The organism is Pseudomonas guineae (genome assembly GCF_900113745.1).
Lineage (GTDB): Bacteria > Pseudomonadota > Gammaproteobacteria > Pseudomonadales > Pseudomonadaceae > Aquipseudomonas > Aquipseudomonas guineae.
Genome location: NZ_FOQL01000004.1, coordinates 402,058 through 428,422, shown reverse-complemented (window position 1 = coordinate 428,422; position 26,365 = coordinate 402,058). Strand labels below are relative to the sequence as shown.

Here is a 26,365-nt window from a genome sequence, read left to right as displayed (position 1 = left end):
GTCAGCTACTACTGAGCAAGTATTGGGAAAGCCCCTTGGTGTTGCGGGGTTCTCCCACCCAGCGCGAGGTAACGCGTTGCGGGTGTAACAGGTCGGCGCGGGTGTGCGCCTCATGTCTGCTGAGCTAAAGCCTGCTTGCGGCGGACTCCACTACAGCCAAGAACGGAATTGTTGGGATTCGGCGCGGCCAAGTCAAGTAATCCGTGATTGAATCTGCAATCTTCTGCTGTGACGCAGCGCAGGATGACGATTCGAACATTTTGGTTATAGTAGTCGGCAGGCACCGCAGCTCAACATAAGGAAACCGCATGCGCCGCATGATTATCACCAGCAGCTTGCTGCTCGCCATCAGTGCCACCGCCATGGCCAGCCAGGTTTATAAGTGGGTCGACGCTCAAGGCGTGACGCACTTCAGTGCGCAACCGCCGCAGGGCCAAGAGGCCACTAGTATCAACACCGCAGCCGCGCAGCCAAAGCCTGTAGCCAGTGACGAGAAGAAGGCAGCCCCAACCTTCGAGAGCATCGCTGACCCTGAACAGGCGGCGATCGACAAGAAAGTTAAACAGCAAATTGCCGCCAAGGAAGCCAAACGCAAGAAGTACTGTGAAGATGTGCGCACTAACTTGGCGCAGCTGCAGAACAACCCACGCGTACGCATAGACGTTGATGGCGAAGTACGCCGGTTAAGCGAAGAAGAGCGCCAAAGCCGTATCAGCGAAGCGCAGAAGTCGATTAACGAAAACTGTAAGTAAGCCGATGGGCGCGATTCAAGTCGCGCCAACAATTAATTGATCGAACTCACCCAGCAGTTTGATCAACGCTCTGGCCCTCTCAGCCTGCCCGTCATACACCTGCTCAGCCATCGACTGAATACCAGAGACACTGGGCAGGTCTGCTCCAGCCTCCAGCATCTGCTTCATCCGCGGTAAAAATAACCACTGCAGCCACTGCTCGAACGCCAATGTATCGACACAGAAGGGCAGTTCACTGGACAGCGCCCGGGTGTCAGGCGCTTGTGTTCCCCACCAGCCTTGCAGCCGTAATTCACGTTCAATCAGCAACAATTGCTCAGCCACGGCAGGCGTACGTGCATCCATCAGAGACTGACTCGTGCTTGCTCGCGGGCCTGAGCTGCGCCAGCAGCATCACCTTGGCGCTCACGGGCCTGAGCAATAAGATTCCACAAGCTAGCCTGTAGGGCAGGACGGCCACTGGCATAACTCAGACCACGACGCGCGAATTGTTCGGCCTGCGCCGCGTCGCCTTGAGCCATACGAACTTCAGCCAAGCGATAGAGCACCTGCGGTTCACGCGGCGCAATACGCTGGGCACGCTCAAGGCTGGAGGCTGCACCATTCAAGTCACCACCACCCTGCTGTTGCTGAGCAGTGGTCAACAAGGCCAGCACTGGGCCATCCAGCTGCTCATCCATGGTCAGCCCACCACTTGGAATACCGCTGGGTGACGGCGCGACATAGCCACCTTGCGCGTTAGCGGGCGGCGCTGCACTCCATGGCTGATTACTTGTACTGGTGTCCAGCGGAGCATTACCTGCCGGGAACGACTGAATTGGCATAGAACTGCCACCACCGCCCGGCACCATCACCACGACCCCGGAGTCTTCCGGCAGGGCCTGCGGCTGCGCGCTCTGATTGCCGTAACCGCCGGGAGTGCCTGACTGCGCGCTACCGATCGACGAACCGCCATCTACAACTGGAATCGAGCCACGCGGCACACTGCTACAACCGCCCAGCACCAGCGAAGCTGTTAAAGCTGGAATCAACCACTTATTCACGTCACACCCTCTCACTTAATCCAACCAGCCACGCACCCAATCCATCACTTCATTGACCGGAGCCTGAATACCACAGGCTGGCCCAGCGACGGGTTGGCTGCCGCGAATATAGGGTATCTGAACTGCATTTGGGCAACTCGGGTCTGTGCCCTGCCCTGTATTGGCATCGACCCAGGCGCGCACCACATTATCCGGCACCGGCATATCCAGCGGCAGCGGATCAGCCTTACGCATAAAGTCTGCCCACACCTGCAGTGCGCCAGTCGCACCGGTCAGCGGAGTGGGGCCGTTGTCATCACGACCCAGCCAGACCACCGCCAGGACATCTTGACTAAAGCCAGCAAACCAGCTGTCACGCGAATCGTTACTGGTACCCGTCTTGCCCGCTAACGCCAGGGAGCGCGGCAGCTGGTTATAAACCGAGCGGCCGGTACCCTCAGTCATTGTGCGCTGCATGGCGTTCTGCAGCAGATAAATCGCGCCACTGTCAAAGCGCTGCTGAATCTGGAACGGGTAACGCTTGAGCGGCTCACCCTCGGCCGTCAATACGTTACGGATACCGCGCAATGGTGTATTGAAGCCGCCATTGGCCAGTGTCTGATACATGTTTGCCACGCTCAGCGGGCTCAACCCACCAGCCCCCAGCAGCATCGACGGGTACGCGGGCCATTTCTGCTCAACGCCCAAACGATCCATCGTCTTCAGAACCTCCGGCACGCCGAGTTCCAGACCGAGCTTGGCGGTAGACAGGTTGTAGGAGTTAACCAGCCCCTGGTACAGGTAAATCGTGCCATGGGCTTTACGGTCGTAGTTTTGCGGACTCCAAACCTGGCCGTCCTGGCCTTTGATGGAAAACGGCTTATCTTCGAGCAGGCTGGTCAAGGTGTACTGGCTTGGGCGTTCCAATGCTGTGAGGTAAATTGCCGGTTTGATCAGCGAGCCAATCGGCCGCACCGCATCCAGGGCTCGATTGAACCCAGCAAAGCGCGGTTGGCGGCTACCAATAATAGCCTGCACCTCACCGTTTTCAGGGCTGGTGACCACCATACCGGCCTCGACTTGATCAACGCCCTTGCGCCCAGACAGGCGTTTCAAGGTATCGGCCAAGGCACTTTCTGCCTTGAGCTGCATAATTGGATCGAAGCTGGTGAAAATGCGCAAACCTTCTTCGGTCAGGTCCTGCTCCTGATAATCCTCACGCAGCTGACGCTTGACCAGATCAAGGAAGGCCGGGAACGAGCTGTCCGCCAGGGTGCCGCGCTGGGTAATCCCCAATGGCTTTTGTTTAGCCGCAGCGACTTCTTCAGCGCTGACCACGCCCTGCTCCACCAACACGTCGAGCACCAGATTACGGCGCGCCAACGCACGCTCTGGGTTACGTCGCGGATTGTAGTAAGTCGGCCCTTTGACCATACCCACCAGCAGCGCTACTTGCTCAAGCTTCAACTCGGACAGCGGCTGGCTGAAGAAATACTGGCTGGCCAGGCCGAAACCGTGCACTGCGCGCTGGCCGTCTTGGCCCAAGAATACTTCGTTGAGATAGGCCTCAAGAATATCCTTTTTTTCGTAATGCAGCTCCAGCAGCACCGCCATCATGGCCTCAGTGGCCTTACGCGACAGGCTGCGTTCGTTGGTCAGGTAGAAGTTCTTCACCAACTGCTGCGTCAGGGTGCTGCCACCCTGACGCAGCTGCCCGGCGGTGGCGTTAATCCACACAGCACGGGCAATACCCTTGGGCGACACACCAAAATGATTGAAAAACTCGCGATCCTCAATCGCCACCAGGGTTTCCACTAGATAAGGCGGCACTTGATCAATCTTGATCAGCACTCGGTCTTCCTGATGCGCCGGGTAAAGGCCACCAATCAATAGTGGTTCAAGGCGCGCCACCGCCAGGTTGCCGCCCCCGGCCTGGGTCAGGCCCGCGACATAATCACCAGAGAAACGCACACGTACACGCTGCGACGGCTCAGCACTTTCATAGAACTGAAAACCGCGCGAATACAGCTCGATAGCGTTGCCCGCCACTGAAACGCCGCCGGGGCCACTGACAGCGCCTTCACGACGATAACCAAGGGCATCTAGCTCCTTGAGGAAGTCAGCTTTGGCGAGCTTTTGCCCAACGAACAGCTCCAGCGGCCGCGCATAGACTTTAGCGGGCACAGTCCAACGCTTGCCGGAGAACTTCTCCTGCACAACGGCATCGAGGTAAACCGCAAACACGGCAAGCACCACCAAACCAACCAGGCTGAGCTTAAAAGCCCAACCCAACCAAGGGCGCATACCGCCAGGGCGACGTTTAGAACGGGGACGGGAAGATCGGGTTCGAGTCATGGCGCGGGATTATACGCACTTTGCCTGCTTGTCAGCAGGCCGTAGCCGCGGTTTGCAGACGAGCGTTGAGCGCCCATAATGGCCGTCTCTTATTTAGTAAAAAGCCAAGGATCGCCCGTGAGCCAAGCTCTGATCGCCGCACTGCAGAACCCGGCCCTCTACCCTCATCCCGTAGAGCAATTCCAGGTCATTGAAACCCATATTTCTTGGGTAATTCTCACCGGCCCCTTTGCTTACAAAATCAAAAAACCGGTGAACTTTGGTTTTCTCGACTTCACCGAGCTAAGTGCCCGCGAGCACTTCTGTCAGGAAGAACTGCGCCTTAACCAGCGCCTGACACAAGGCCTCTACCTAGAAGTAGTGCCGATCAGCGGCAGCATCGCTGCCCCGCAGCTAGGCGGCAGCGGAGCGTCTATCGAATACGCTCTAAAAATGCGCCAATTCCCGCAAAGCCAGTTGCTTAGCGACGTGCAAGCGCGCGGCGAACTGAGTGAGGCGCACATCGACGGTTTGGCCAAACAGATTGCCACCTTTCATAGTGCAACGCCTGCCGTAGCGGTTAACCATCCGCTGTGTACACCCGAAGCAATTGTCGCGCCGATGCGCCAGAACTTCGAACAGATCCGCCCGATGCTCAGTGACGCGGCTGATCTTCGCCAGCTTGAGGCCTTAGAGGCCTGGACCGAAGCCAGCTACGCACGCTTGGAACCGCTATTGGCCAAACGGGCCAGCAACGGTTCCATTCGCGAATGCCACGGCGACATTCACCTAGGCAACGCCACCTTGCTGGATGATCAGGTGGTGCTGTTCGACTGCATCGAATTCAATGAGCCGTTCCGCCTTATTGATATCGCCCTAGACGCGGCCTTCCTAGCCATGGACCTAGAAGACCGAGGCCTCAAAGCGCATGCCTGGCGCTTCATCAACGCCTGGCTGGAACACACGGGCGATTATGCAGCGCTGGAACTGCTGAACTTTTACAAGGCCTATCGGGCGTTGGTGCGGGCCAAGGTAGCGCTGTTCAGCCTGGCCCATCAGACCGACGCCGTACAGAAGGCCGTAACCCTGCGCCAATACCGCAACTATGCAAACTTGGCGGAAAGCTACAGCGCCATCCCATCCAGGTTCCTGGCCATTACCAACGGTGTTTCTGCCGTTGGCAAAAGCCATGTCGCCATGCGATTGGTCGAAGCACTTGGGGCCATTCGCCTGCGTTCAGATATAGAGCGTAAGCGCCTGTTCGGCGAACAGAAAGATGCCGATCTTGGCAAACTCAGTGCTGGCATCTACACCCCAGACGCCAGTGCCGCCACCTACCAACACCTGCACCAACTGGCCGAAGCGGCACTGCGCGCCGGTTTCCCGGTAGTCATCGACGCCACCTACCTGAAACACACTCAACGCGAAGCAGCCAGCCAGACTGCCGAAGCCTGCGGCGTGCCTTTTCTGATTTTGGAATGCTGCGCCCCCGATCAAGTCATCACCAGCTGGCTGGAGCAACGCAAGGCGGCCGGTACTGACCCGTCTGACGCCACCATGGAGGTTGTGCGCGCCCAACACGCCACCCGCGAACCACTCAGTGAAGACGAGCTGCTGCAAAGCAAGCGCGTGGACACCCATGAAAGTGCCAGCCTGGACACCCTGATCGCGCGCATCCGCCAGCGCCTGTAAAGCCCTCGCTGGGCAACCCGGTTGCGGCGCGAGCAGAGCGCGCCGCGGCCTCTATACTAATAGAGAGCCCATAAGGAGATGCCCCATGAGCCAGCCCCGACAACTGGATAGCCCGCTGTATCGCCTGATTCATACCGAACAAGTGTCTGCCTTCAATGCGCAAAAGCCCAAAGACACAATCATCGACTTGAGCGACGGTGATTTTCGCGGCCTCGACCTGCGCGCGCTGGATGCCCAATGCATCAACTTCACCAACGCCTACTTTCGCGGTACCGACCTGCGCGGCCTCGACTTACGTAATGCCCAGCTTGAAGGAGCGAGCATCGCGCATGCGCAGATCTCCGGTGCCTACTTCCCGGCCGAGCTGACAGCTGACGAGATACTTATGTCGGTCAATTTTGGCACCCGCCTGCGCTATAACACTCGCTGAGCACCACAGCCTCTCGCGAACAACCTCAAGCAATTGCCACGGCAAATAGAGCGACATCGGCACGGAGAAATACCGAGCAGCCACGATTTGTCCGATGGCCGCTACACTTTCTGCCAGAAGGCCATGCTGACTCCATCCGCACAACTGCTTAGCAGTGCAAGGAGGCTCAATGAACGATGAGTTGCAACACCTGAAGAACCTCGGCAAAACCTCGGCCCAGTGGCTACATGCGGTAGGCATCCACAGCGTTAATGATCTGCGTCGATTAGGCGCGGTTAGCGCTTATCGAGCTGTGCGCGCGCGGGGCTTCAGAGCCTCCAAGGTGCTGCTCTATGCAATTGAAGGCGCGCTGCTGGACGTACACTGGAACGATCTGCCGCCTGGCCACAAAGCTGAACTAAACGGTCAGCTCGATGAAAGTTCACACAACAACAAGAGCTAGCTCACATCCCCTTAGCCTTTTGATTTACCTGAGGAGCGCTGGCCACTATTGTTTTAGGGACGTTCGTGCGGTTTAGTATGCCAAGCCAGTTCAAGGAAATTCGCTCATGTATTTACTCGGGGAGCAACCGGCTTACGCCGATCAGCTGATCAACCGACTGCAAAGCATCCCCACTCAGTTGCTCGATGGGCTTGCACCTGCTGGACCGTCTCTACAACTGGAACAAGCTGAAGACCTCGCCAAGGTACTGCCGGGTAATCAACTTTTCATTATTGAAAATGGGTTGCTACACGCAGTGGTCGATGAGCGCCCTTTGTTTTATCTGCAGGAGGGTGACTTAGTTGGGCTGCGCCAAGGCCTGGAGATGCCCAGCTGTCGTTACAGCAGCGAAGAGCAACTAAGCCTGATTCCTTACTCGCGCAGTGAAGTGTTCAAGCACATCTATGCCAACGAACAACGCCAAGAACTGTTTCTCCAGTACCTGATCGGCCACACCGCACTGCTGTCTGATGCATTGGCTCGCTTGAAGCAACCCGACATTCGCCCCTCCACTGGCTTTCAGCATTTTGCCGCTGGTGAAGAGCTGATCCATCAGGGTGATATCGCCGACAACGTATTTATCATTATCGAGGGCCATGCCGAAGCCTATGTCGACGGGCATAGGGTCGGTGACGTGCAGAAGGATGAAATCTTCGGCGCCATGGCGGTATTCACTCGCGAAAAACGTAGCGCCACCGTATTAGCCAGCGAGCCCTGCACGGTGATGGTGATTCCTAAAGAACAGTTCCTCAGCCTGATGCAGAGCAACCCCCGGATTGCCCATAGCCTGATCGAGAGCATGGCCAAGCGAATCGACTTGCTCAACAAGGAAGTCACCCAGCTGCGCCTACCCGCAGAAGCACCCTGAAACCTGCTGCAGTTTTAAGAGCCCGACCTTGTGTCGGGCTCTTGGTTTATAGGCCGAGCGCCAGTTAGCCGCGCGGAGTAAAAAGTTTATCCGAACGCATTGACATGAAAATGAGAATTGTTATTATTGCCGCAACTGGTCGCGAGATCAGTCGATAAGCTTAAGAGACCTTCAGTCGGCCTCTTCAGATTATCTCCTCATCAGGCTAATCACGGTTATTGACCCGGCTCTTGCCGGGTCTTTTTTTGTGCGCTGCAATCCATGCCGGTCACCCCATCGGGGCCATCGCTGTGCACTATTAAACATCGCTCCCGACGATTTCTTGTCCGGCGTTTTAACTTAGCTCGCGGATATCCCCCAGCGTTCACGCCGGCAAGAAACCGACATGCGCCAGCCAATCCGGCATATTGAGGGTGGGCTCGCCCGGTAGAGCTTACCGTCGCAAATTCTGAAGAAGCACGCCGCCGTTAGCTGATAGCTCTAGCCACAGGCGACCGGAATGAACTCACATGCAGCCCTTGATTGCTGCTCAACAACACACCGCTTCTGAACAGCGCCAGGCTGGAGCGCCTATCGCGCCTCGTTGAGGACGTTAACGAAAGGGGTAAGCAGGGCGTGGGCTGCGGCTGAGCGCTACGCTCAGCCGCAGGGAGATCGGCTAGGGGCGAAGTTTGGCACAGTGGTCCTGCTCAGGTCGCGGTGGTGTATACCAAGCGTAGTCTGCAGAGGTGGCGCTGACCGCACTGCCAGCCTCCGACAGGATCAGTACCTGCAAGCTCTGATCAGCGTGCAAGTCCTGCAGGTGCAGTGGCACGCCAAGGTCGCGGCGTACATGGAATGCCCCGGCAAACAGTAGGCTCGGCGCAGGTGCCGCGATCAGCGCTTCAGCCATGCGCCGGTCACGTTGCTGCTGCACAGCCAGCATGGCGGGTAACTGGCTTTCCGGCAGCAGGTCGCAGTGCGATTGACGAATTTGCTTGAACAACGCCTCGCGCACCGGTTGCGCCGTTGATGCCTCACCCTCTAGCTGAGGTACTTGGGTGTATATCTGCATGATCTCGCGCTGTTCGAGGTTGGCCGCCAGCAGAGGATAAGGTTGGCGCAGAGCATGCTGCACCAACGGCCCGTATAGCGACCAGGCCCAACCCGGCTGCCAGGCCAGGGCATCGAGCATGTCCTGCGGCGCCTGCCCAGCAGCGATGGCAGCGCGCGCCTGATCGACCTTGACCTGCTGATCCGGCGTCAGCATTTCCAACAGTAGGCTGCCCTGCGGACGCTGCGCTGCCAAGGCCCGCAACAGCCAGAGCTGCAGCGCGTGGTGATCGGGATTGTCATGCCGTTCGCCCACCAGCACCTTGGGTGCAGCGGCCAGGCGCTCAAGCAACTGCGCCGGGGTCAGCTGCGCGCCAGTACGCAACTCGACAATCTGCCCCAGCTCGGCATGCTGTAAACCTCCCGGGCTTTGCCAGGCCGGTAACGCCGGCAACGTGGCCTGGCAAGCACTCAACAGCGCGACAACCAGCAATAACGCACGACGCATAAATAGGACCTTAACGGGCAATGATTAATGGATGACCGCGTTCTGGATGCTGCTGCACCAGCACCTCCAGACCGAACACGGCCTGTAACGGCTCAGCACGTAAGACTTCCTCAGGTGTACCGAGCGCATGGGGGCGACCGCGCTCCAGCAGCAACAGGCGATCACAATAACGCGCGGCCAGATTCAGATCATGCAGGATCACCAGCACCGCCGCGCCTTGCTCAACAAAAGCGCGGGTGGCCTGCAGCGTGGTGTGCTGATGCAGCGGATCGAGCATTGAGGTCGGCTCATCGAGCAGCAGCATCTGCCCCTCACCACCGGGCCAGAGCTGCGCCAGCACTCGCGCCAGGTGCACGCGCTGACGCTCGCCACCGGATAACGCCAGGTAACTGCGCCCGGCCAGGTGCAACGCATCGGCCGCCTCCAGCGCTTGCTTGATGATCTGCGCATCTTTTAGCTGACCGCTGGCATGAGGTAAACGCCCCATGGCCACCACTTCTTCCACACGAAAGGCAAAGTTCAACGTCGAGGTCTGCGGCAATACCGCCAGGCGCTGCGCACGCTCACTGCCCGGCCAGTCCTGCAGCCGCCGCTGATCCAGCCAGACATCGCCGTGGCTCGGCTGCAGTTCACCACACAACGCCCCCAGCAAGGTGCTCTTGCCGGCGCCATTGGGGCCCAGCACGCCGAGCACTTCGCCAGGCCGCAACTCCAGGTTGATATCCGCCAACACCGTGCACGGGCCGCGTTGCACTGCCAGATTCTCTGCGCGCAGCATCAGGTACGCCCTCGCAATAACAGATAGAGGAAGAACGGCGCGCCAATCAGCGCCGTGACGATACCAATCGGTAACTCGGCCGGAGCCAGCACCAACCGCGCTACCAGATCCGCCAGCAGTAACAGGCTGGCACCCGCCAGAGCCGAGGCCGGCAACAGCACGCGATGATCCGGCCCCACCAGCAGGCGTACCAGATGCGGCACCACCAAACCGATAAAGCCGATCATCCCAGCCGCCGCCACCGCCGCGCCAACGCCGAGTGCGGTGCAAAACACCAGCTCGGCCTTGACCCGCTCCACGGCAAACCCCAGGTGGCGCGCCTCGGACTCGCCCAGCAGCAAGGCATTCAGCGCCTTGGCCCGCCGTGGCAGCCATAGTGCCACCGCCGCCGTGACCAGCAGCAACGGCCACAGGCGCGCGTAACTGGCGCCATTGAGACTGCCCAGGTTCCAGAACGTCAGAGTACGCAAGGTGGCGTCATCGGCCAGGTAGGTAAACAGGCCGATGGCCGCGCCGGCCAGTGCCGTCAGCGCAATACCGGCCAGGAGCATAGTCGCCACATTGGTTTCGCCATCACGTCGGCCCAGGCGATAAACCAGCGCAGTAACGCCCAATCCACCGATAAAGGCGAACAAAGACAATAGATAAGGTGCAAAGGCTTCCGGTAAACCACCGAACGCGGCGCCGCCAACAATGGCAATCGCCGCACCCAGGGCCGCGCCGCTGGATACGCCGATCAAGCCGGGGTCAGCCAGCGGGTTGCGAAACAGGCCCTGCATTGCCACCCCACACAGCGCCAGCACGGCACCGACTAACAGCCCCAGCAGCGTGCGCGGCAGGCGAATCTGCCCGAGGATCAATTCAGCCTGGGCCAGGTCATCACCCGGCTGCGCCAGGCCGAGCAGGCGCAGCGCCGCCTTGAGGGTGTCCAACAGCGGCAGGCTAACGGGCCCCAAGGCCAGTGATAACCACAGCGCGAGCGCCAACAGTAGGCTCAGTGCGATAAACAATGAGCGCGGTCGAATAACAGGATTCATAACGTTGGCTTAGCTTCGGCGACCAAGGGTTGGCTGGCAGGATAAAAGGCTGCGGACAAGGTCGCCAGCCCATCTGGCAAACGCGGGCCCAGACCACCGACCAACAATGTTGGATCGAGCATCAGTAAACGTTGATTACGCGCTGCCCGCGTCGCCGCCAGCGCCGGGTTCTGTTGTAACAGGGCCTCGCGCGCAGCATCTCCCGCAAGACTGCGATCAGCAATGATCACCACCTCAGGGTCGAGTGCTAACAAGGCTTCAGTGGACAACGCTTTATACCCGTGATGACTGGCCAAATTGCGCCCACCCGCACGCTCAATCAGCCAGTCCGCCGACGTGTCCTTACCGCCCACCATCGGGCTGCCGCCGGCGTGCCCGAGCAATAACAGCACCCCTGGCATGGCTTGCTCGCGCTGCGCAGTCACTAACCAGTCGGTTTGTTGCTGCAGGCGTTGCTGGTACGCCGCAAAGGCCTGTTCGGCACGCTGCGGCTCACCCAGCAGCATGCCGATACGCCGCAAGCTGGCCCGCAGGCTGGGCAGATCCGCCTTGGCAGAAAGCATTTCTACTCGCACCCCCGCACCGCGCAGTTGCGCCAGCACGGGCGGCGGGCCCATTTCCTCGCTACCTATCAACACATCAGGACGCAGGGTCAGCATGCCTTCGGCCGCCAACTGGCGCTGATAGCCAATGCTCGGCAACGCTCGCAGCGATTGTGGGTGCTGACTGGTGCTGTCCACGCCCACCAGCCGACTTTCGCCACCCAACGCCACCACCCATTCACTGAGCGAGCCACCGGAGCTAATCCAGCGTTGCGGCAACGGCTCAGCGGCAAGCGCCGAACCACAGAACAAGACACTCGCACACAGAGCGAGTACAGCATTAAGGCGTTTCATGATTGGCCTCTAAAAGAATGCGACTGTCCTGAATACCCTGCTGTTGCAGCAGCGCCGTCAGGTCAAGAAATGCCGACAGCGGCGCCTGACGATCCAACGCCAGGTCCAAAGCGGTAGTTTTGTCGGCGGCAAAGGCCGTGATCAGTGCAACGCGCAGCGTGTCAAAATCGGTCTGCAGCGCGCCGTTAAAACGCCAAGCGCCTTCGGCCGAAAGCTGTACCTGGATGCGCTCGCCATTGCCGGCACTCGCTGCGGGCAAGGCCTCACGGCTTTGCGGCAACTGCACAGGCAATTCCAGCAGCGGCGTTTGCGCGGTCAGCAAAAAGAACACCAGCACGATAAAAATCACATCGAGCAGCGGCGTCAGGTCGGGCAACAGGTTGCCCTGCGCCGCAGTGGCCGCCGGCAAGCGAATCACGGCAGCACCCACTGCGTCGCCAATGGACTGCCGGTTAGCTCCAGCTCCAGACCGTCCAACGCCAACTGGCAGCGATTGAGCAGCGCTTGCACACCTTCCAGGTAGCGCTCAGCCCACAAGGCAAAGCCCTGACCCGCCGCCAGCGCCGGGATGGCGATCAGCAAGCCCCAGACTGTGGTGTACAGCGCCTGCCACAGGCCATCAGCGAGCAACGCCGGGGTTACCGGGCTGTTCTGCCCGGCAATATTGGCAAACATCTCGAGCATGCCCAGCACGGTGCCGAGCAAGCCGAGCATGGGCGCCAGCATGCCGATCAGCTGCAGCAAGCGCAGCTGGCGATTGAGGCGCTGACGCTCCTCCAGCAGCCAGCAACCTAATAGCTCTTCACGCTGCACGGCCGGCAAGGCACTGTGCTTGAGCAACAACGCCAGGCCATAGCGCCAACCGCGCGCACGGCCTTTGCAATGCTCACGCTCACAGGTGCGGCAAGCGCTGACTGCCGCACGCCCGGCGGCAGTGCTCAGCGGCTGCAAACGCAGAAACACACTGAGACGCTCAAGTATCAGCGCCAGCGCCAGCAGCGAACACAGCGCCAGCGGCCAGCCCAACGGCCCCATCGCACTCCACCACTGGCTCATTTCAGCACTCCAGCGCAGCAGCGCTTTCGGCCAGGGCGCGCCAGTCCTCACGCTCCGGAATGCCGGGTTTGCGTGCGCCAAACAGCTGCACCACCAGCTCGCCCTGGGCATCGAAGGCTTCCCAGCTGGTGATCACGCCATCGCTGCTCGGTTTGCGCACCCGCCACAGTTCGGTCACGCCAGTGGTCTGCAGGTGCAGGTTGAACTCGGGGTCGAGTACATTGAACCAGCTGTCCATCCAGCGCAGGTTGCGTACCGGGCCGGAATGAATCTGGATGCAGTGGCGATTGCCGACAAACACCATGATCGGCACCTCACGCGTGCCAGCCTGTTCCAGTAATTTCGGCAGCTCACGCACGTCCAGTGGCTCAGCCCATTCACTCCCAGCCAGGCGCAGGGCCTGAGTGCGGGTGGTGCCGTGTTTTTTCAGCAGCGCGAAGAAATGGTGCGTGTCCTTAAGGGTCGACCAACCCACGCGCAAGCCATTCACATCCACCTGAGCATCGGCTTGCGGCGGCTGCGGCTGGGGCAGCGGCAACAGCCCCAGCTCGACGCTCTGCTCAGCCATACGAAAACGCTCCAGCAGAGGCGCCCAGGCGCTTAGCTGGCTGTCCTCGGTGAGGAATACCTTGTGCACCGCAGTGCCTTGGCGATCGAACACCTGGATGCTGCGCTGAACGCCTTTGGCCGTCTGCTCCTCGATGGCAAACACGCTGGCCCAACCGCCGAGGAACAGGCGCAGGTCGATATCAGCCGATACCACCAAGCCCATCTGCCCGTTGCCGGTCACCGTTACGTCGCGGTAGTAGCCTTTACGCTCATGCACGCAATGCTCGTTACGAGTTAGCGCCATGACATAACCCAGGTCGCCGAGCGCTGGCAGTAAGTGCGCCCAGTCTGGCTGCAGGCGCACCGCATCGACATCGAGACGGCTGGCCACCAACTCAGCCTCGCTGACCGCCAGACGCTCGGCGGCATCCCGGGCGCGCAGGCGTGGCTGCTCGCTGCGTAGCACCTGCCAGGCCAGATACAGGTCATTGCTGGGGGCGACAGGCTGGACGTGTGTGCTCATGGAAAACTCCTCATTGATTAATCAACGGCTCGCCGTCAAAGCGAACCGAATAGGGATCTGTACGCGGCTAGGCACGGCCTGGCCGGCGCTGGTTTCAGGGCGAAAACGCCACTGCGCCACGGCCTCAAGCGCGGCGCGATCGAGACTGTCCACCCCCGAAGAGCGCAGTACGTTGAGGCTGCGTTGCCGACCAAGCGCATCCAAGCGCACCTCAACCAGCACTTCACCTTGCTGGTTTCGCCGCCGCGCCTGAGCCGGGTAGTTCGGCTGGCGTGGCGGATCACGAAAGCTCGGTTTAGCGCTGAACACTTCAGCGGTCGGTTGCGCGGCAACCGACTTGGTAGGCACGACCTGAGCAGCTGCAACCACCACTGACGACTGACTGGTTGTCTCGGCTGGCTGCGCTTGCACGGGCTGGCTTTGAGTTGGCTGTGCCACTAGCGCTGGCTTTGCCTTGGCCTCTGGCGCCTGCGTTGCAGGCTTAGGTGCCGGTGCCTTTCTAGGCACTACTGCCTGGCGTTGCGGTTGCGGTTGCGGTTGCGGTTGCTCTGGCAGCTTGACCGGCGCCGGCGCGGCCTGTTGCAGCAGTGCAGCCAGGCGTAGTACCTGGGGCGCTTCGCGGGTTTGCGCCGCACTCAACGCAGGCGGTTGCGCCTTGCCATGCAGCAGCCAGCCGGCGGCATGCAGCGCCAGCGACAGCAACAAAAACAACGGCAAACGCAACATGCAGAAATCCAGTCAAATCGAATTAAATCTATTTGATAACTATTTGCATTTGCATGTCAATGTCGTTTAGGTTTGCCGCCGATGCCAACCCGGTGGCCACAGAAGCCGCTCGTACGATCCTGGAGTTCCCATGCACAGAAGCCCTCCATTCCCACGCCGCACCTGCTTTGCCTTGCTATTACTGAGCCCATCACTGGCACTTGGCGCCGAGAAAGCGCCGAACCAGTTCGACACGGTGACCGTCACTGCGACTCGAACCGAGCAAACCCTGGACCAAGTGCCGAGCACGGTGTCGGTACAAACCGAACGCGATATCGATCAGCAGAACGTGAAGAACATTCAGGACCTGGTGCGCTATGAGCCCGGCGTTACCGTCGGCGGCACCGGCAGCCGTTTTGGCCTCGCGGGCTTTACCATTCGCGGCATTGGCGGCAACCGCGTGCTAACCCAGGTGGACGGCGTACCGACCCCGGATGCCTTCACCTTCGGGCCCTTCCTCGACTCACGCCGCAACTACGTCGACCCAGACACGGTAAAGCAGGTGGAAATCATCCGTGGCCCGGCCAGCTCGCTGTATGGCAGCGACGCGATTGGCGGTGCCGTGAGCTTCCTCACCAAAGATGCCGGCGACTATCTGGATGAAGGTGATGACGTCTACGCCCGCCTCAAAACGGGCTACAGCGGCGCCGACGACAGCTGGATGCGCAGCACCACCCTGGCCGCACGCCAAGGCCAGTTCGATGGCCTGGTACACCTCGGCCGGCGCGACGGTCAGGCCCAAGACACCTTTGGCGGCCGCAGCGGGATCGGCGCACCACGTGAAGAAGCCAACCCGCAGGACTACCGCGCCGACAACTTGCTGAGCAAAATCGGCTGGAGCTACAACGATAGCGACCGCCTGCAGCTGACCTACGAGACCCTGGAAGACCGCGCCAACACCCGCGTGCTCAGCGAATACAGCACGAACGCCACCGTGCGCACTGCCGATGCCACGGACACCACCGACCGCCAGCGCGTTAGCCTGCAGCATCAATTCGAGCTCGGCAGCGTGATCGCCGACCGCGTTGACTGGCAGCTGAGCTATCAGGACAGCCAAATCCGTCAACGCACCGAACAAACCCGCTTCAGCGCGGGTCGTCTGCGTGAGCGCAGCCGCGACTCCTCCTACGAGGAAAAACTGTGGGCGCTCAACGCTAAATTCGACAAGCTGTTCGAAACCGGCAACGCCAAACATCACCTGGTCTACGGCGTCGACATCAAACGTTTGGACAGCAGTGACCTGCGCCGTGGCAACGAGGTTTATGCCAACAATGGTTTGCCGGTACCGGCCATTCCGGGCAATGAAACCTTCCCACTGAGCGACTTCCCCGACCCAACGTCCACCGAGTACGCCTTGTTTGCCCAAAACAGCATCGAGATCGGCCGCTGGACCCTGCTGCCGGGTGTGCGCTATGACCATTACCAGATGAAACCGGACGTCACCCAGGAGTACCTGAACAGCCAACCGGTCAACAACAACCCCTCTGATTACAAAGACGACGCCATTTCGCCCAAGTTCGGCGCGACCTACCAGCTCGACGACGCCCACAGCGTTTACGGCCAGTACGCCGCCGGTTTCCGTGCGCCCAACGCGGTGGATATCTTCGGTGAGTTCATCAACTTTGCCCGTGGCTACCAAACCATTGCCAACCCCGACCTCAAGGCGGAAACCAGCGACAGCTATGAGCTCGGCTTGCGCGGCAACTACAGCGCCGGCAGCGTTGCCCTGGCGTTGTTCTACAACCGCTACGACGATTTTATCGAGCAGGTCACCCTGGCCAACGACCCAACCGGCAACGGGCGCATGACCTTCCAGTACCAAAACCTGGATCGCGTCACCATCCGCGGCGCCGAAGCCAAAGGTGAGCTGTTCCTCAACAGCGTTGGTCTGCCGAACGGCACCCATCTGCGCGGCTCGATTGCTTATGCACGCGGCAAGGACGAAGCCAGCGGCCAGCCGATCAACAGTGTCGATCCGCTGAAAGCGGTGTTTGGCCTCGGCTATGACGCGCCCAGCGGGCAGTTTGGTGGCGAACTGGCCTGGACGCTGGTGGCGGCCAAGGAGCGCGTCGACCAAACCCAGACGGCCAATCAGTACGAGCCCTCCGGCTACGGCTTGCTCGACCTGACAGGGTATTGGCAGGCAACTGAGCAACTCTCAGTGAACGCCGGCCTGTATAACCTGGGTGACAAACAATACTGGCAGTGGGGCGATGTACGCAGCATCAGTGAAGACAGCACCAGCCTGGGCCGCTACACCCAGCCGGGCCGCTATGCTGCCGTGAATCTGGTCTGGGAAATCTGACCGCCACACCTGATAAGCGTGCTATTGCGAGCACTCAACCGAGTTCCACTTGGCGCAAGGATGCGCCCTGCTCTTTCACTTCCGCGCCAGGGCGGCATAATGCGCGCCTGTCGTGGAGGTTCCTATGTTGCGTTTATGTGCGCCGGATGAGCTGACCGAAGGCCAGAGCCGGGGCTTTGAGATAGCTGAAGAGAAGCTGTTTGCCGTGCGCAAGGACGGCCAGCTGTATGCCTATCGCAATCGCTGCCCGCACCGTGGCATCCCGCTGGAATGGCTTCCTGACCAGTTTCTTGATACCAGCGCCAGCCTGATCCAGTGCGCCACCCACGGCGCACTGTTTCTGATCGAATCTGGCGAATGCGTCGCCGGCCCCTGCGCCGGGCAAGCGCTGCAGATACTGGCCATCCGCGAAGATGATCAGGGCATCTGGGTCGATCTAAACGAGGCTTAACAACCTGTTTACGATCTCGCGAGCTAGAGCCCTGCAGCCTGTAAACGCTGCGCATGCTCAACAAACAACTTCACCGGTTCAGCACCTTTGCCTACCAGGCCGAAGGTCTGATTGATGATATCGAAGTGGTCCATCGGGTACTGATCACCAATCACGGTACCCAAGTGCGAGCTGTAACGCCCGACCATGCCATCGCACTGCCCAACCTCACGCTGAAAAGTCTTGGCAAACATGCGGCAGGCAACATTCGGCCCATCGAAACGATTACCCCCCTTATCGGTGATACCCGGCTGAATGGTGCCGGACCAGGAGTAGTAACGCACGCCATTGACCTCGGCCGCGCCCTCACCGCCCCAGACCTCCGGCAAACCCTGTGGGTACTGCACATTGAACGCCGCCACACCGTCGCTGGTCAGCGATTGCTGCGCCGCCGCCACATCCATCGGCAATGGCTCGCCTTTATAGCCGCGCTCCAGCCAGGCCATGCAGCGGGCCACACCGCGCAGCAGACGCGACAACAGGCGCTCACGCAGGCTGCCATGCGGCGCTTTACGTTTAAGAAAATCCGCCAGTTCCGAGCCGTGGTTGGGCCCAGCTACCGAGGTCACGGACGCCACCCACTCAGGTTTCAACGCCGCGGCATAACGCGCCGTCAGTGCGCCCTGGCTATGACCGATCAGATGCACCTTTTCTGCACCGGTCTCCTGTATCACATCGGCGATGCGCAACAGCAGTTGCTCGCCGCGCACCTCGGTGGAATGCACTGAAGACACCAGCACCGGGAACACCTGCGCGCCAAGCCGGCGCAGCGCCGAGACAATGCCGTACCAGTAGGAATAACCGAGCAGGCTGACAAACCCAAGCAAACCGGGCACCAAGACCAGCGGATAACGGGGAGCAGATGATGACGTCATGGCTAACCTTCCTGGTAATTGAAGCCCTGAGCATCCGCTAACAACGCTACAAATAGCCAGCGCATAGACACTGAGCGGTAGTAGCCGCTCAATTTCGCAGCAATATGGCCGTCGGCCTAAACCTGCGTAGACACGACCTCAGCTGGCGGACAGCGGTACACCCAAATCCGCTTGAGCACCGTGGCGAACTGCCGCCACAAGCTGCCGTTGTTGTAGACCTGGCCGTAACGCTCGGCAATCTCGCGCACCTCCACGGCCAGCGCCGCATAGCGCCGCGCCGGCAAGTCGGGGAACAGGTGGTGCTCGATCTGGTGGCTGAGGTTGCCGGTGAGGATATGAAACAGCGGCCCACCGTTGAGATTGCTGGAACCACGTAATTGGCGCAGGTACCAGTGGCCACGGCTCTCACCGACCACCGACTCCTTGCTGAATACGGCCGCCTGCTCAGTGAAATGCCCGCAAAAGATCACTGTGAAGGTCCACAAATTGCGGATCAGGTTGGCGACAATGTTACCGGCCAGCACCGCCAGGGCGTTGGCCCCAAACAGCAGCGCCAGCAGCGGGAAGCACAGGTAATCCTTGCCCCACTGACGCAGGATTTTGGTGTTGAACTGCTTGATCAGCGGGCGCACCTCTTCCTTGCTCAGTTTGCCTTTGAAGACCTTGTCCAAGCGCAAATGCTGGATCGCCACAGAATACTGGAACAACAGCGCCTGAATCGTCACCCACAGCGGTTGCCAGCGGTAGAACGGCTTCCAGCGCTGCTCGGGGAATAACCGCACCACGCCATAACCGACGTCATCATCCATGCCCAACACATTGGTCCAGGTGTGGTGCACATGGTTGTGGGTGTGCCGCCAGAAATCACCCGGGCCGGCGATATCCCACTCATAGCTGCGTCCGGCCAGTTCAGGATCATTCATCCAGTCGTACTGGCCGTGCATGACGTTATGGCCCAGTTCCATGTTTTCGAGAATCTTGCCCAGCCCCAGCAAGGCCGTGCCCAGCAACCAGGTCGGCGCAAACCAGCCGAACATCAGAAGGCCGCGCCCACTCCAGCAACAGAAGCGCACCGCCGCGCGAATACGGCGGATATAACGCGCATCCACCTCGCCCAGATCGGCCAGGGTGCGCTGACGCAAGGCATCCAACTCATGGCCGAACGCATTCATTTCATCCGTAGAAAGCTCACGATCACTACGCATGGGCATCTCCTTTAAAGATCAATTTCAATATCGCTATGCGCCGCGCTGACACACAGGCGAATGGGTTGTCCCGATTCACTGAATAACGCGCCACTGCGCAAATCGCGCACCGTGCCGCTGATCAAGGTGCAGGTGCAGCTGGAGCAGATACCCTGGCGACAGCCATGGGCCGGCTGCAACCCCTGGTCCTCCGCGTGCTCGAGTAAACTGCGCTGGTTATTGGCAAGCGCCTGCTGGTGGCTGCGGGTAAAACCCAGACGCACCTGGCGCACACTGATGTCGCGGCTGAGCGCTGGCGGCGTGAAGGCTTCAACCTGCAGCGCACCGGGCAACTCGGCGGCTTGCCACCACTGCTGCACCTGGGCAACAAACCCCGCCGGGCCACAGGCCAGCACGCTGCGTTGATCTAACTCACTAACGGCAGCTAGATGCTCGATGACGAACCGTCCGCTCAGCTCGCCGGGCTCAACATTGCCCATGGTCAGCGACCAGCGCACCTGCAGGTTGCTGTACTGCGCCTGAAGAGCCTGCAGCTCAGTGACAAAAGCCCGCTGGCCCTGCTCACGGACGTAATGCAGCAAGGTGACCGGGGCGCTAAAGCCTTGCGCTAAAGCAACGCGCAATAGCCCCAACAGCGGCGTAATACCACTGCCAGCGGCCAATAGCAGCACTGGTTGGGCTGCAGCTGGCCAACGCAACTCGCCCTGCACCGGCCCCAATTCCAGCACATCGCCCACTGCTAACTGCTCCAGCAGGTAGGGCGACACCCGGCCGCCGGGCTGTTGCTTAATGGCGATGCGCAGGCTGCCGTCCGCCTGCACAGCGGTCAGGCTATAGCTGCGGCTCAAACGCACACCCCCACGCTCAAGATACAACTGCACATGCTGACCTGGCTGCGCGCCCGGCCAGTTACCGTTGGCGCGCAAAGTCAGTTCGAGCATGTCGTCGGCAACCCATTGCCGCTGCGTGACTCGAGCAAACACCCGGTTCAACCGCAGCGCCGAGTGCAGCAGCGCCAGCCCTGCATCAACATCGCTTTCACGCAAACCGCCATGCGCTACCAGCACGCGCAGCGGACGCAATAGGCGTGCGAAACCGCGCACCCAGGCAAAAGGAAGAAGGGCCATAGAAGGACTCCAGTGAACATTCGTGCACTAGAGTGTCAGGGGCTATTTATTCAGTCAACACTCGTGCACCCAAATCGACTCGAGCGGAGGCCGTTCGACGCAAACGGCCGGCATTTGTTAGAGTGCGGCGCTGATTTAGCCATGCAGAGCCAGGCAGTTTGAAACCACTCCAACCGCGCGCCGAACAAAAACTGCAAACCCGCCACGCCCTGATGGACGCGGCGCGCAGCCTGATGGACAGCGGCCGTGGTTTCGGCAGCCTGAGCCTGCGCGAGGTGGCGCGTTGTGCCGGTATTGTGCCAACCGGTTTCTACCGTCACTTTGATGACATGGATGCCCTAGGGCTGGCGCTGGTGGCTGAAGTGGGCGAAACCTTCCGCGAAACCATCCGCCAGGTGCGCCACCACGAGTTCGAAGTCGGCGGGGTGATCGACGCCTCGGTGCGTATTTTCCTCGACGCCGTGACGGCCAACCGCTCGCAGTTCCTGTTTCTCGCCCGCGAGCAATACGGTGGCTCGCTTTTGGTTCGCCAGGCTGTAGGCGCACTGCGTGAACGTATTAGCGCGGATTTGGTGGCCGACCTCGCCACCATGCCGAGACTGCAGCATTTCGATGGCCCGGCGCAGAACGTAATTGCCGACCTGGTGGTGAAAACCGTATTCGCCACCCTGCCCGAGCTGATCGACCCGCCCGCCCCCACGCTGCCGATGCATGCCTCACCCGAGTTCAAAATGATTGAGCAGCTGCGCTTTATCTTTATCGGAGCCAAACACTGGCAAGGGCTGGGCCAGACCACTCACTAACACGCACCAAAACAACTCACACACCCCTTCATCGCACCAAATCAGCCCAAGCAACGCACAGAAAGCTTGCACGCGACCGGCGTCAGCCCTACATCCGCCTGGGCGCACATGGATTGGCAAGGCACTTGCTCTATAACCGGCATTGACCTGCCGGAAGCTGCCCCATGTTGGTGATCCACCGCCGTATTGCCGCCCAGCCACGCTGGGATGCCGAACTTGAACTGAGCTTTGAGGCCCGCAGCAAAAGCCGCCTGCGCTGCTATAGCCTGACTGGCGAGGATGTCGGCCTGTTCCTCGAACGCGGCCAGCCCGCTCTGCACGACGGCGAATGCCTGCACGCCGAGGATGGCCGCATCGTGCGCGTCATCGCCCGCGCCGAGCCGTTGCTGCACGTGACCTGCGCCAATCCGTTTGAACTGATGCGCGCCGCCTACCACCTAGGTAACCGCCACGTCGCCTTGCAGCTGGGCGATGGCTGGCTGCGCCTGCCAGATGATTACGTGCTCAAGGCCATGCTCGAACAGCTTGGTGCCACAGTGGAAAACGTCGAGGCACCCTACCAACCCGAGCAAGGTGCCTATGGCGGCGGCCATCACCACTCACATGCCGGCGATGCCGAATTCAGCTATACGCCGCGCTTGCATCAGTTCGGTGCGCGTAAGTGAACCCCGCTTGGCAGCTGCTTAGGTTAGCCAGCCCGCAACTGCCGATTGGCGGCTACAGCTATTCCCAAGGGCTGGAAATGGCGGTCGAGCAGGGCTTGGTCGATAACGCAGAAAGTGCCCAACGCTGGATCGCCGATCAGCTACTGCTCAATCTCGCCCGTTTTGAAGCACCGTTACTGCTCGCCCATTGCGAGGCAGCCGCTAACGAGGATTGGAACCAGCTGCGCAACCTGGCCGAACAACAGCGTGCCAGCCGCGAAACCCGCGAATTACGCCTGGAAAGCCGGCAGATGGGCTATTCCCTACAGCAGCTTCTCAGCGGCCTGCCGGAGCTGGACGCGCCGGCGCAGCAGCTGTTTGCCGAACTCGATGAACCTGGCCTGGCCGTCGGCTGGGCATTGGCCGCACGCGCCTGGCAGATCGAACCAGACGATGCGCTGAGCGCCTGGCTGTGGGGCTGGTTGGAAAACCAACTGGCGGTGCTGATGAAAACCTTGCCGTTGGGCCAACAAGCCGCCCAGCGTCTGACCTCGCAGCTGATGCCGTTACTCGATCAGGCGCAGCGCCAAGCCAGTGAACTAGAACCACAACATTGGGGCAGCGCCGCGTTCGGTCTGGCCCTGGCGAGCATGGCGCACGAACGTCAATACAGCCGTTTATTCCGTTCTTGATGATAAGGAAGACTTAAAGATGAACAGCCAACCCCTGCGTATCGGCATCGGTGGCCCGGTCGGCTCTGGCAAGACCGCCCTGACCCTGGCCCTGTGCCTGGCCCTGCGTGAACGCTACAACCTGGCCGTGGTGACCAACGATATCTACACCCAGGAGGACGCGCAGTTTTTGGTGCGCAACGAGGCCCTGGCCCCGGAACGGATCATTGGCGTGGAAACCGGCGGCTGCCCACACACGGCCATCCGTGAGGACGCCTCGATCAACCTGGAAGCCGTTGACCAACTCAACCGGCGTTTCCCCGGCCTCGACCTGATCATCGTCGAGTCCGGCGGCGACAACCTCTCGGCGACCTTCAGCCCGGAACTGTCGGACCTGACCATCTACGTGATCGACGTCTCCGCCGGCGACAAGCTGCCGCGCAAGGGCGGCCCGGGCATCTGCAAGTCCGACCTGCTGGTGATCAACAAGATCGACCTGGCGCCACTGGTGGGTGCCTCGCTTGAGGTAATGGAGCGCGACACGCTGAAGATGCGCGGCGACAAGCCGTTTGTGTTCAGCAACCAGAAGATCGGCCAAGGCCTGGAGCAGATCATTGCCTTTATTGAACAGCACGGCATGCTCACCGCAGCCTAACAACCTGTTTACGATCTGCTGCGCGTCGGCCATTCGGCGTTAAAACAGCCCCGGCAAGCCACTTGTGGCTAACGCGCTTCAGCGCGACCCGAGGGGCAAGGGGCAAGGGGCGAGTAAAACGAGTAATGCTCATTTACAACACGTGAGCTCCGCTTCCTCGACGTTTTGACCAGCCGGAGGCTGTTACTAACGTAGCGCCTTGTATGGCTCGCGAGATCGTAAAACAGGTTCAAAGTACAACCTTACTCAGTCAAGGAGACACCCCATGAACCTGCGCAAATCACTATTCGCCATCGTCCTGTTCCTCAGCCCAACCATGGCGTTCGCCCATGCCGGCCACGACCACTCAGGCCTTATGGCCGGCCTGGCTCACCCGGTGTTCGGCCTCGACCACCTGCTGGCTATGCTCGCCGTTGGCCTGTGGGCCGCGCAGCAATCCGGCGCGGCGCGCTGGGCGCTGCCGCTGACTTTTGTGGGCACGATGCTAATCGGTGGGCTGCTCGGCTTTAACGGCCTGCAGATGCCGCTGATGGAAACCGGTATCGCCGCCTCGGTATTGGCCTTCGGCCTGCTGGTGGCCGTGGCCATTCGCCTGCCGGTGCTGGGTGCCATGGGCCTGACCGCCGTATTTGCCCTGACCCATGGCGTCGCCCACGGCCTGGAACTGCCAGCACTAGCCAGCCCTTGGGGCTACGCCGCCGGGTTTGTGATCGCCACTGCCGCCTTGCACGCCAGTGGCTACGCATTGGTGCGCCTGTTGCCGCACGCGGCTGCACCGGTGGTACGGGTACTAGGCGTGGCTTCGGCAGTAACCGGTGCCTGGTTGCTGACCGGTTGAGCGCAACGCAGCCAGACCTGCCTGATGTCCGCCTACATAGGCCAAATCAAATCCGGGCGGGCCTGCACAGAGTGCATCCGGGCGGTATAAACCACTGCTGGCTGGCTTAGATAGGCCCTGGATTGGCGTATTTCGCCTCTCGCTCAGCCGCCATGGCTTTGTCATAGTCGGGGTGTAATAACCACAGCCTATATGACCACCCTGGACTTTTATCATGCTGCATGTTGCCCGTTTTCTATCTGCTCCGCTCCTGCTGCTTGCCATTGCCCTCGGCGTGCTGGCACTGACCAGCAAACCGGCGCAACCGGCGATTGTGCTCAATGCGTTTGCCGAGCAGCCGCTGGTCATCGCCCACCGCGGCGGCAAGGGCTTGTGGCCGGAGAACAGCCTGTTTGCCTTCCAGCGTGCCAGCGCCCTGGGCGTGGACATGCTGGAGATGGACCTACAGCTGTCCAGTGATGGCGAGCTGGTGGTGATCCACGACCGCACCTTGGAGCGCACCACAGACGGCCAAGGCCCGGTAGCTGCGCTCAACCTGGCGCAGCTACAGGCACTGGATGCTGGCTTTAACTGGAGCGCGGATGGCGGTCAGAGTTATCCCTACCGTGGCCAGGGTGTCCGTATCCCCAGCTTTGCCGAGGTGCTCGTAAGCCTGCCCGAACAGGCCAAGGTAATCGAGATTAAGGTGCCCGATGTCGGCATGGAGGTCCTGCTGTGTGATGCCCTACAGGCGCATCAACAACGCGACCGGGTCATCGTTGGTAGCTTCTATGACCGCAGCCTGCAGTTGTTCCGCGAACGCTGCCCCGGCGTGGCCACTTCCGCAGGCCCTAGCTCGGTGCGCCTGCTGGTGGCACTTAACTGGGTGGGGCTGGGTAACGTGCTGTCGCCTTCCTACCAGGCGCTGCAGATTCCCGAAGCACACGACGGTATACCCGTTGCCACCCCAAGTCTGCTCAAGGCCGCCGCGCAACGCGGACTGAACGTGCAACTCTGGACCATCAACGAACAACCGGACATGCGCCGCCTGCTCGACCTGGGTGCCCACGCACTGATCACCGACTACCCGGACCGTGCATTGCAGGTGCTCGGCCGCTCGACCCGAATCAGCGCCCTGAAAGATTAAGCACCTGTGTACAACCTGCTACACATCAGCCTCCAGGGGTAAAGCAGGCGCGCCACTCAGCTCGCTGTACAAAAAACAACCTAACCGCTTAAAGCCACGCCTGCCGTGGCCTCGATGCAAGCGTGCGCAGCTTATCCACAGATCGCTCCACAGTAACTTGGGATAAGTTATCCACCGCGCACCGACCTCCTGGGGAAAACCTTCGAAATAAACTGATTATTGCTTGACTCGACCGGCTACAAATGACGTTTTAGCCCGCGACTACAGGCTGATCGAAAATTGACCAATACACGCAAAGCCATACCAACAATGGACTTCAGGCAGGCATACCGGAGTTATCAACAGCTCTACCCACAGTAGTCGTGGACAACTTTAGCGCTACCCTATCGCAACCTGAATAACCAGACTAACTTGTTGTTTATACGATAAATAACCCACTGATCAAAAAACACACAACCTTTGTAAAGCCACGCCAAATAAGGCCTACAGGCAGGCATACCAGAGTTATGAACAACTCTACCCACAGTAGCCGTGGACAACTTTAGCGCCACCCCCCGATATCACCCTCAATAACCAGGCCGTTCTGGTGTTTATACGCCAAACAACAAACTGATCAAAAAACACACAACAACCGCTAACAGCTGCACGACTAAGCTCTCACGTGTCTACACCCACCTTATCCACAGAATGCCCCACAGCCTTTGTGCACAACTAACCGCCCACGACTCCAGCACTGTGCATAACGCTAAATGTGTCCTGCGCCTATGAGCCTCATCGAGACAATCAACACCCCAAACGTCGCGCACAGGCATAACCTCGCCTGACCCAATCAAGGAGAGACCCCATGCCACTTAATGACCTGTTACGCAGCGTGCTTGCCGCTTATGCCAGTGGCGCCAGTGG

The 26,365-nt window shown here is 60.2% G+C and carries 27 protein-coding genes; 13 read left to right on the top strand and 14 right to left on the bottom strand.

The genetic code is table 11. The annotated features are described in order from the left end of the window. Nucleotides 1–308 precede the first annotated feature (308 nt). Nucleotides 309–752 carry a DUF4124 domain-containing protein gene (locus BMZ32_RS16265; RefSeq protein ID WP_090243863.1) on the top strand — a complete coding sequence of 148 codons (444 nt, stop codon included), beginning with the start codon at nucleotides 309–311 and terminating at the stop codon, nucleotides 750–752. Between the two features lie 15 nt (nucleotides 753–767). Here the strand turns inward: BMZ32_RS16265 and BMZ32_RS16260 are convergent, their stop codons facing one another. The 3 genes from BMZ32_RS16260 to mrcB are packed head-to-tail and all read right to left on the bottom strand — an operon-like array spanning nucleotide 768 to nucleotide 4,129. Continuing rightward, complete coding sequence (locus tag BMZ32_RS16260; protein WP_090243860.1) at nucleotides 768–1,097, bottom strand: YqcC family protein; 330 nt, start codon at nucleotides 1,095–1,097, stop codon at nucleotides 768–770. Beyond that, nucleotides 1,097–1,795, bottom strand: coding sequence for a tetratricopeptide repeat protein (locus tag BMZ32_RS16255; protein WP_090243858.1), 699 nt, complete (start codon nucleotides 1,793–1,795; stop codon nucleotides 1,097–1,099). Before BMZ32_RS16255 ends, BMZ32_RS16260 begins: the two co-directional genes overlap by 1 nt. A 15-nt stretch (nucleotides 1,796–1,810) precedes the next feature. Further along, a complete protein-coding gene (gene mrcB, locus BMZ32_RS16250; RefSeq protein ID WP_090243856.1) occupies nucleotides 1,811–4,129 on the bottom strand; it encodes a penicillin-binding protein 1B in 2,319 nt (772 codons plus the stop codon). 117 nt (nucleotides 4,130–4,246) lie between these two features. On the opposite strand from mrcB, the gene BMZ32_RS16245 reads away from it, so the two are divergent. The 4 genes from BMZ32_RS16245 to BMZ32_RS16230 all read left to right on the top strand — a co-directional run bounded on the left by BMZ32_RS16245 (nucleotide 4,247) and on the right by BMZ32_RS16230 (nucleotide 7,579). Next, complete coding sequence (locus tag BMZ32_RS16245; protein WP_090243854.1) at nucleotides 4,247–5,800, top strand: bifunctional aminoglycoside phosphotransferase/ATP-binding protein; 1,554 nt, start codon at nucleotides 4,247–4,249, stop codon at nucleotides 5,798–5,800. 85 nt (nucleotides 5,801–5,885) lie between these two features. Beyond that, on the top strand, nucleotides 5,886–6,230 hold the full coding sequence (locus BMZ32_RS16240) for a pentapeptide repeat-containing protein (protein WP_090243852.1): 345 nt from the start codon (nucleotides 5,886–5,888) through the stop codon (nucleotides 6,228–6,230). 169 nt (nucleotides 6,231–6,399) lie between these two features. Further along, nucleotides 6,400–6,672 (top strand): TfoX/Sxy family protein, encoded by a 273-nt coding sequence (locus BMZ32_RS16235; protein ID WP_090243850.1) that lies wholly within the window; start codon nucleotides 6,400–6,402, stop codon nucleotides 6,670–6,672. A gap of 106 nt (nucleotides 6,673–6,778) precedes the next feature. Further along, entirely contained in the window at nucleotides 6,779–7,579 is an 801-nt protein-coding gene (locus BMZ32_RS16230; RefSeq protein WP_090243848.1) for a Crp/Fnr family transcriptional regulator, read from the top strand. A 658-nt stretch (nucleotides 7,580–8,237) separates the two neighbouring features. On the opposite strand, the gene BMZ32_RS16225 is transcribed toward BMZ32_RS16230, so the two are convergent. The 8 genes from BMZ32_RS16225 to BMZ32_RS16190 are packed head-to-tail and all read right to left on the bottom strand — an operon-like array spanning nucleotide 8,238 to nucleotide 14,684. Next, entirely contained in the window at nucleotides 8,238–9,119 is an 882-nt protein-coding gene (locus BMZ32_RS16225) for a ChaN family lipoprotein (RefSeq protein WP_090243846.1), read from the bottom strand. Nucleotides 9,120–9,129: 10 nt separating this feature from the next. Continuing rightward, nucleotides 9,130–9,897 carry a heme ABC transporter ATP-binding protein gene (locus BMZ32_RS16220; protein WP_090243844.1) on the bottom strand — a complete coding sequence of 256 codons (768 nt, stop codon included), beginning with the start codon at nucleotides 9,895–9,897 and terminating at the stop codon, nucleotides 9,130–9,132. Further along, on the bottom strand, nucleotides 9,897–10,934 hold the full coding sequence (locus BMZ32_RS16215; RefSeq protein WP_090243841.1) for a FecCD family ABC transporter permease: 1,038 nt from the start codon (nucleotides 10,932–10,934) through the stop codon (nucleotides 9,897–9,899). The genes BMZ32_RS16220 and BMZ32_RS16215 overlap by 1 nt, the downstream gene beginning before the upstream one ends. Then, entirely contained in the window at nucleotides 10,931–11,830 is a 900-nt protein-coding gene (locus BMZ32_RS16210; protein ID WP_090243839.1) for a heme/hemin ABC transporter substrate-binding protein, read from the bottom strand. The genes BMZ32_RS16215 and BMZ32_RS16210 overlap by 4 nt, the downstream gene beginning before the upstream one ends. After that, complete coding sequence (locus tag BMZ32_RS16205) at nucleotides 11,817–12,260, bottom strand: ExbD/TolR family protein (RefSeq protein WP_167376771.1); 444 nt, start codon at nucleotides 12,258–12,260, stop codon at nucleotides 11,817–11,819. The genes BMZ32_RS16210 and BMZ32_RS16205 overlap by 14 nt, the downstream gene beginning before the upstream one ends. Continuing rightward, nucleotides 12,245–12,886, bottom strand: coding sequence for a MotA/TolQ/ExbB proton channel family protein (locus BMZ32_RS16200; protein ID WP_167376770.1), 642 nt, complete (start codon nucleotides 12,884–12,886; stop codon nucleotides 12,245–12,247). The genes BMZ32_RS16205 and BMZ32_RS16200 overlap by 16 nt, the downstream gene beginning before the upstream one ends. A 1-nt stretch (nucleotide 12,887) precedes the next feature. After that, the gene (locus BMZ32_RS16195; protein WP_090243835.1) at nucleotides 12,888–13,958 is read right to left on the bottom strand and encodes a hemin-degrading factor; all 1,071 of its coding nucleotides are present in this window, start codon (nucleotides 13,956–13,958) and stop codon (nucleotides 12,888–12,890) included. Nucleotides 13,959–13,979: 21 nt separating this feature from the next. Beyond that, nucleotides 13,980–14,684 (bottom strand): energy transducer TonB, encoded by a 705-nt coding sequence (locus BMZ32_RS16190; protein WP_090243833.1) that lies wholly within the window; start codon nucleotides 14,682–14,684, stop codon nucleotides 13,980–13,982. Nucleotides 14,685–14,814: 130 nt separating this feature from the next. On the opposite strand from BMZ32_RS16190, the gene BMZ32_RS16185 reads away from it, so the two are divergent. Together BMZ32_RS16185 and BMZ32_RS16180 are read left to right on the top strand one after the other, a co-directional pair. After that, nucleotides 14,815–17,028: a TonB-dependent hemoglobin/transferrin/lactoferrin family receptor gene (locus tag BMZ32_RS16185; protein WP_090243831.1), complete on the top strand. Its 2,214-nt coding sequence runs from the start codon at nucleotides 14,815–14,817 to the stop codon at nucleotides 17,026–17,028. A 124-nt stretch (nucleotides 17,029–17,152) separates the two neighbouring features. Further along, nucleotides 17,153–17,479, top strand: a complete 327-nt coding sequence (locus BMZ32_RS16180; protein WP_090243830.1) for a Rieske (2Fe-2S) protein — start codon at nucleotides 17,153–17,155, stop codon at nucleotides 17,477–17,479. 23 nt (nucleotides 17,480–17,502) lie between these two features. On the opposite strand, the gene BMZ32_RS16175 is transcribed toward BMZ32_RS16180, so the two are convergent. From BMZ32_RS16175 to BMZ32_RS16165, 3 genes are all read right to left on the bottom strand, one after another. Continuing rightward, nucleotides 17,503–18,393, bottom strand: coding sequence for an esterase/lipase family protein (locus tag BMZ32_RS16175; protein WP_090243828.1), 891 nt, complete (start codon nucleotides 18,391–18,393; stop codon nucleotides 17,503–17,505). A 116-nt stretch (nucleotides 18,394–18,509) separates the two neighbouring features. Continuing rightward, a complete protein-coding gene (locus BMZ32_RS16170) occupies nucleotides 18,510–19,598 on the bottom strand; it encodes a fatty acid desaturase family protein (protein WP_208598735.1) in 1,089 nt (362 codons plus the stop codon). Nucleotides 19,599–19,609: 11 nt separating this feature from the next. Further along, on the bottom strand, nucleotides 19,610–20,725 hold the full coding sequence (locus BMZ32_RS16165; RefSeq protein WP_090243825.1) for a ferredoxin reductase: 1,116 nt from the start codon (nucleotides 20,723–20,725) through the stop codon (nucleotides 19,610–19,612). A gap of 212 nt (nucleotides 20,726–20,937) precedes the next feature. Between BMZ32_RS16165 and BMZ32_RS16160 the strand changes: the two genes are divergently transcribed. The 6 genes from BMZ32_RS16160 to BMZ32_RS16135 all read left to right on the top strand — a co-directional run bounded on the left by BMZ32_RS16160 (nucleotide 20,938) and on the right by BMZ32_RS16135 (nucleotide 25,462). Then, nucleotides 20,938–21,528, top strand: a complete 591-nt coding sequence (locus tag BMZ32_RS16160; RefSeq protein WP_090243916.1) for a TetR family transcriptional regulator — start codon at nucleotides 20,938–20,940, stop codon at nucleotides 21,526–21,528. A gap of 164 nt (nucleotides 21,529–21,692) precedes the next feature. Next, nucleotides 21,693–22,193 carry an urease accessory protein UreE gene (gene ureE / locus BMZ32_RS16155; RefSeq protein WP_090243823.1) on the top strand — a complete coding sequence of 167 codons (501 nt, stop codon included), beginning with the start codon at nucleotides 21,693–21,695 and terminating at the stop codon, nucleotides 22,191–22,193. After that, nucleotides 22,190–22,864 (top strand): urease accessory protein UreF, encoded by a 675-nt coding sequence (locus BMZ32_RS16150; RefSeq protein WP_090243821.1) that lies wholly within the window; start codon nucleotides 22,190–22,192, stop codon nucleotides 22,862–22,864. The genes ureE and BMZ32_RS16150 overlap by 4 nt, the downstream gene beginning before the upstream one ends. 19 nt (nucleotides 22,865–22,883) lie before the next feature. Beyond that, nucleotides 22,884–23,498, top strand: coding sequence for an urease accessory protein UreG (gene ureG, locus BMZ32_RS16145; protein WP_090243819.1), 615 nt, complete (start codon nucleotides 22,884–22,886; stop codon nucleotides 23,496–23,498). Nucleotides 23,499–23,763: 265 nt separating this feature from the next. Beyond that, nucleotides 23,764–24,336 (top strand): HupE/UreJ family protein, encoded by a 573-nt coding sequence (locus tag BMZ32_RS16140; protein ID WP_090243817.1) that lies wholly within the window; start codon nucleotides 23,764–23,766, stop codon nucleotides 24,334–24,336. A 214-nt stretch (nucleotides 24,337–24,550) separates the two neighbouring features. Then, entirely contained in the window at nucleotides 24,551–25,462 is a 912-nt protein-coding gene (locus BMZ32_RS16135; protein WP_090243815.1) for a glycerophosphodiester phosphodiesterase family protein, read from the top strand. Nucleotides 25,463–26,365: the final 903 nt, after the last annotated feature.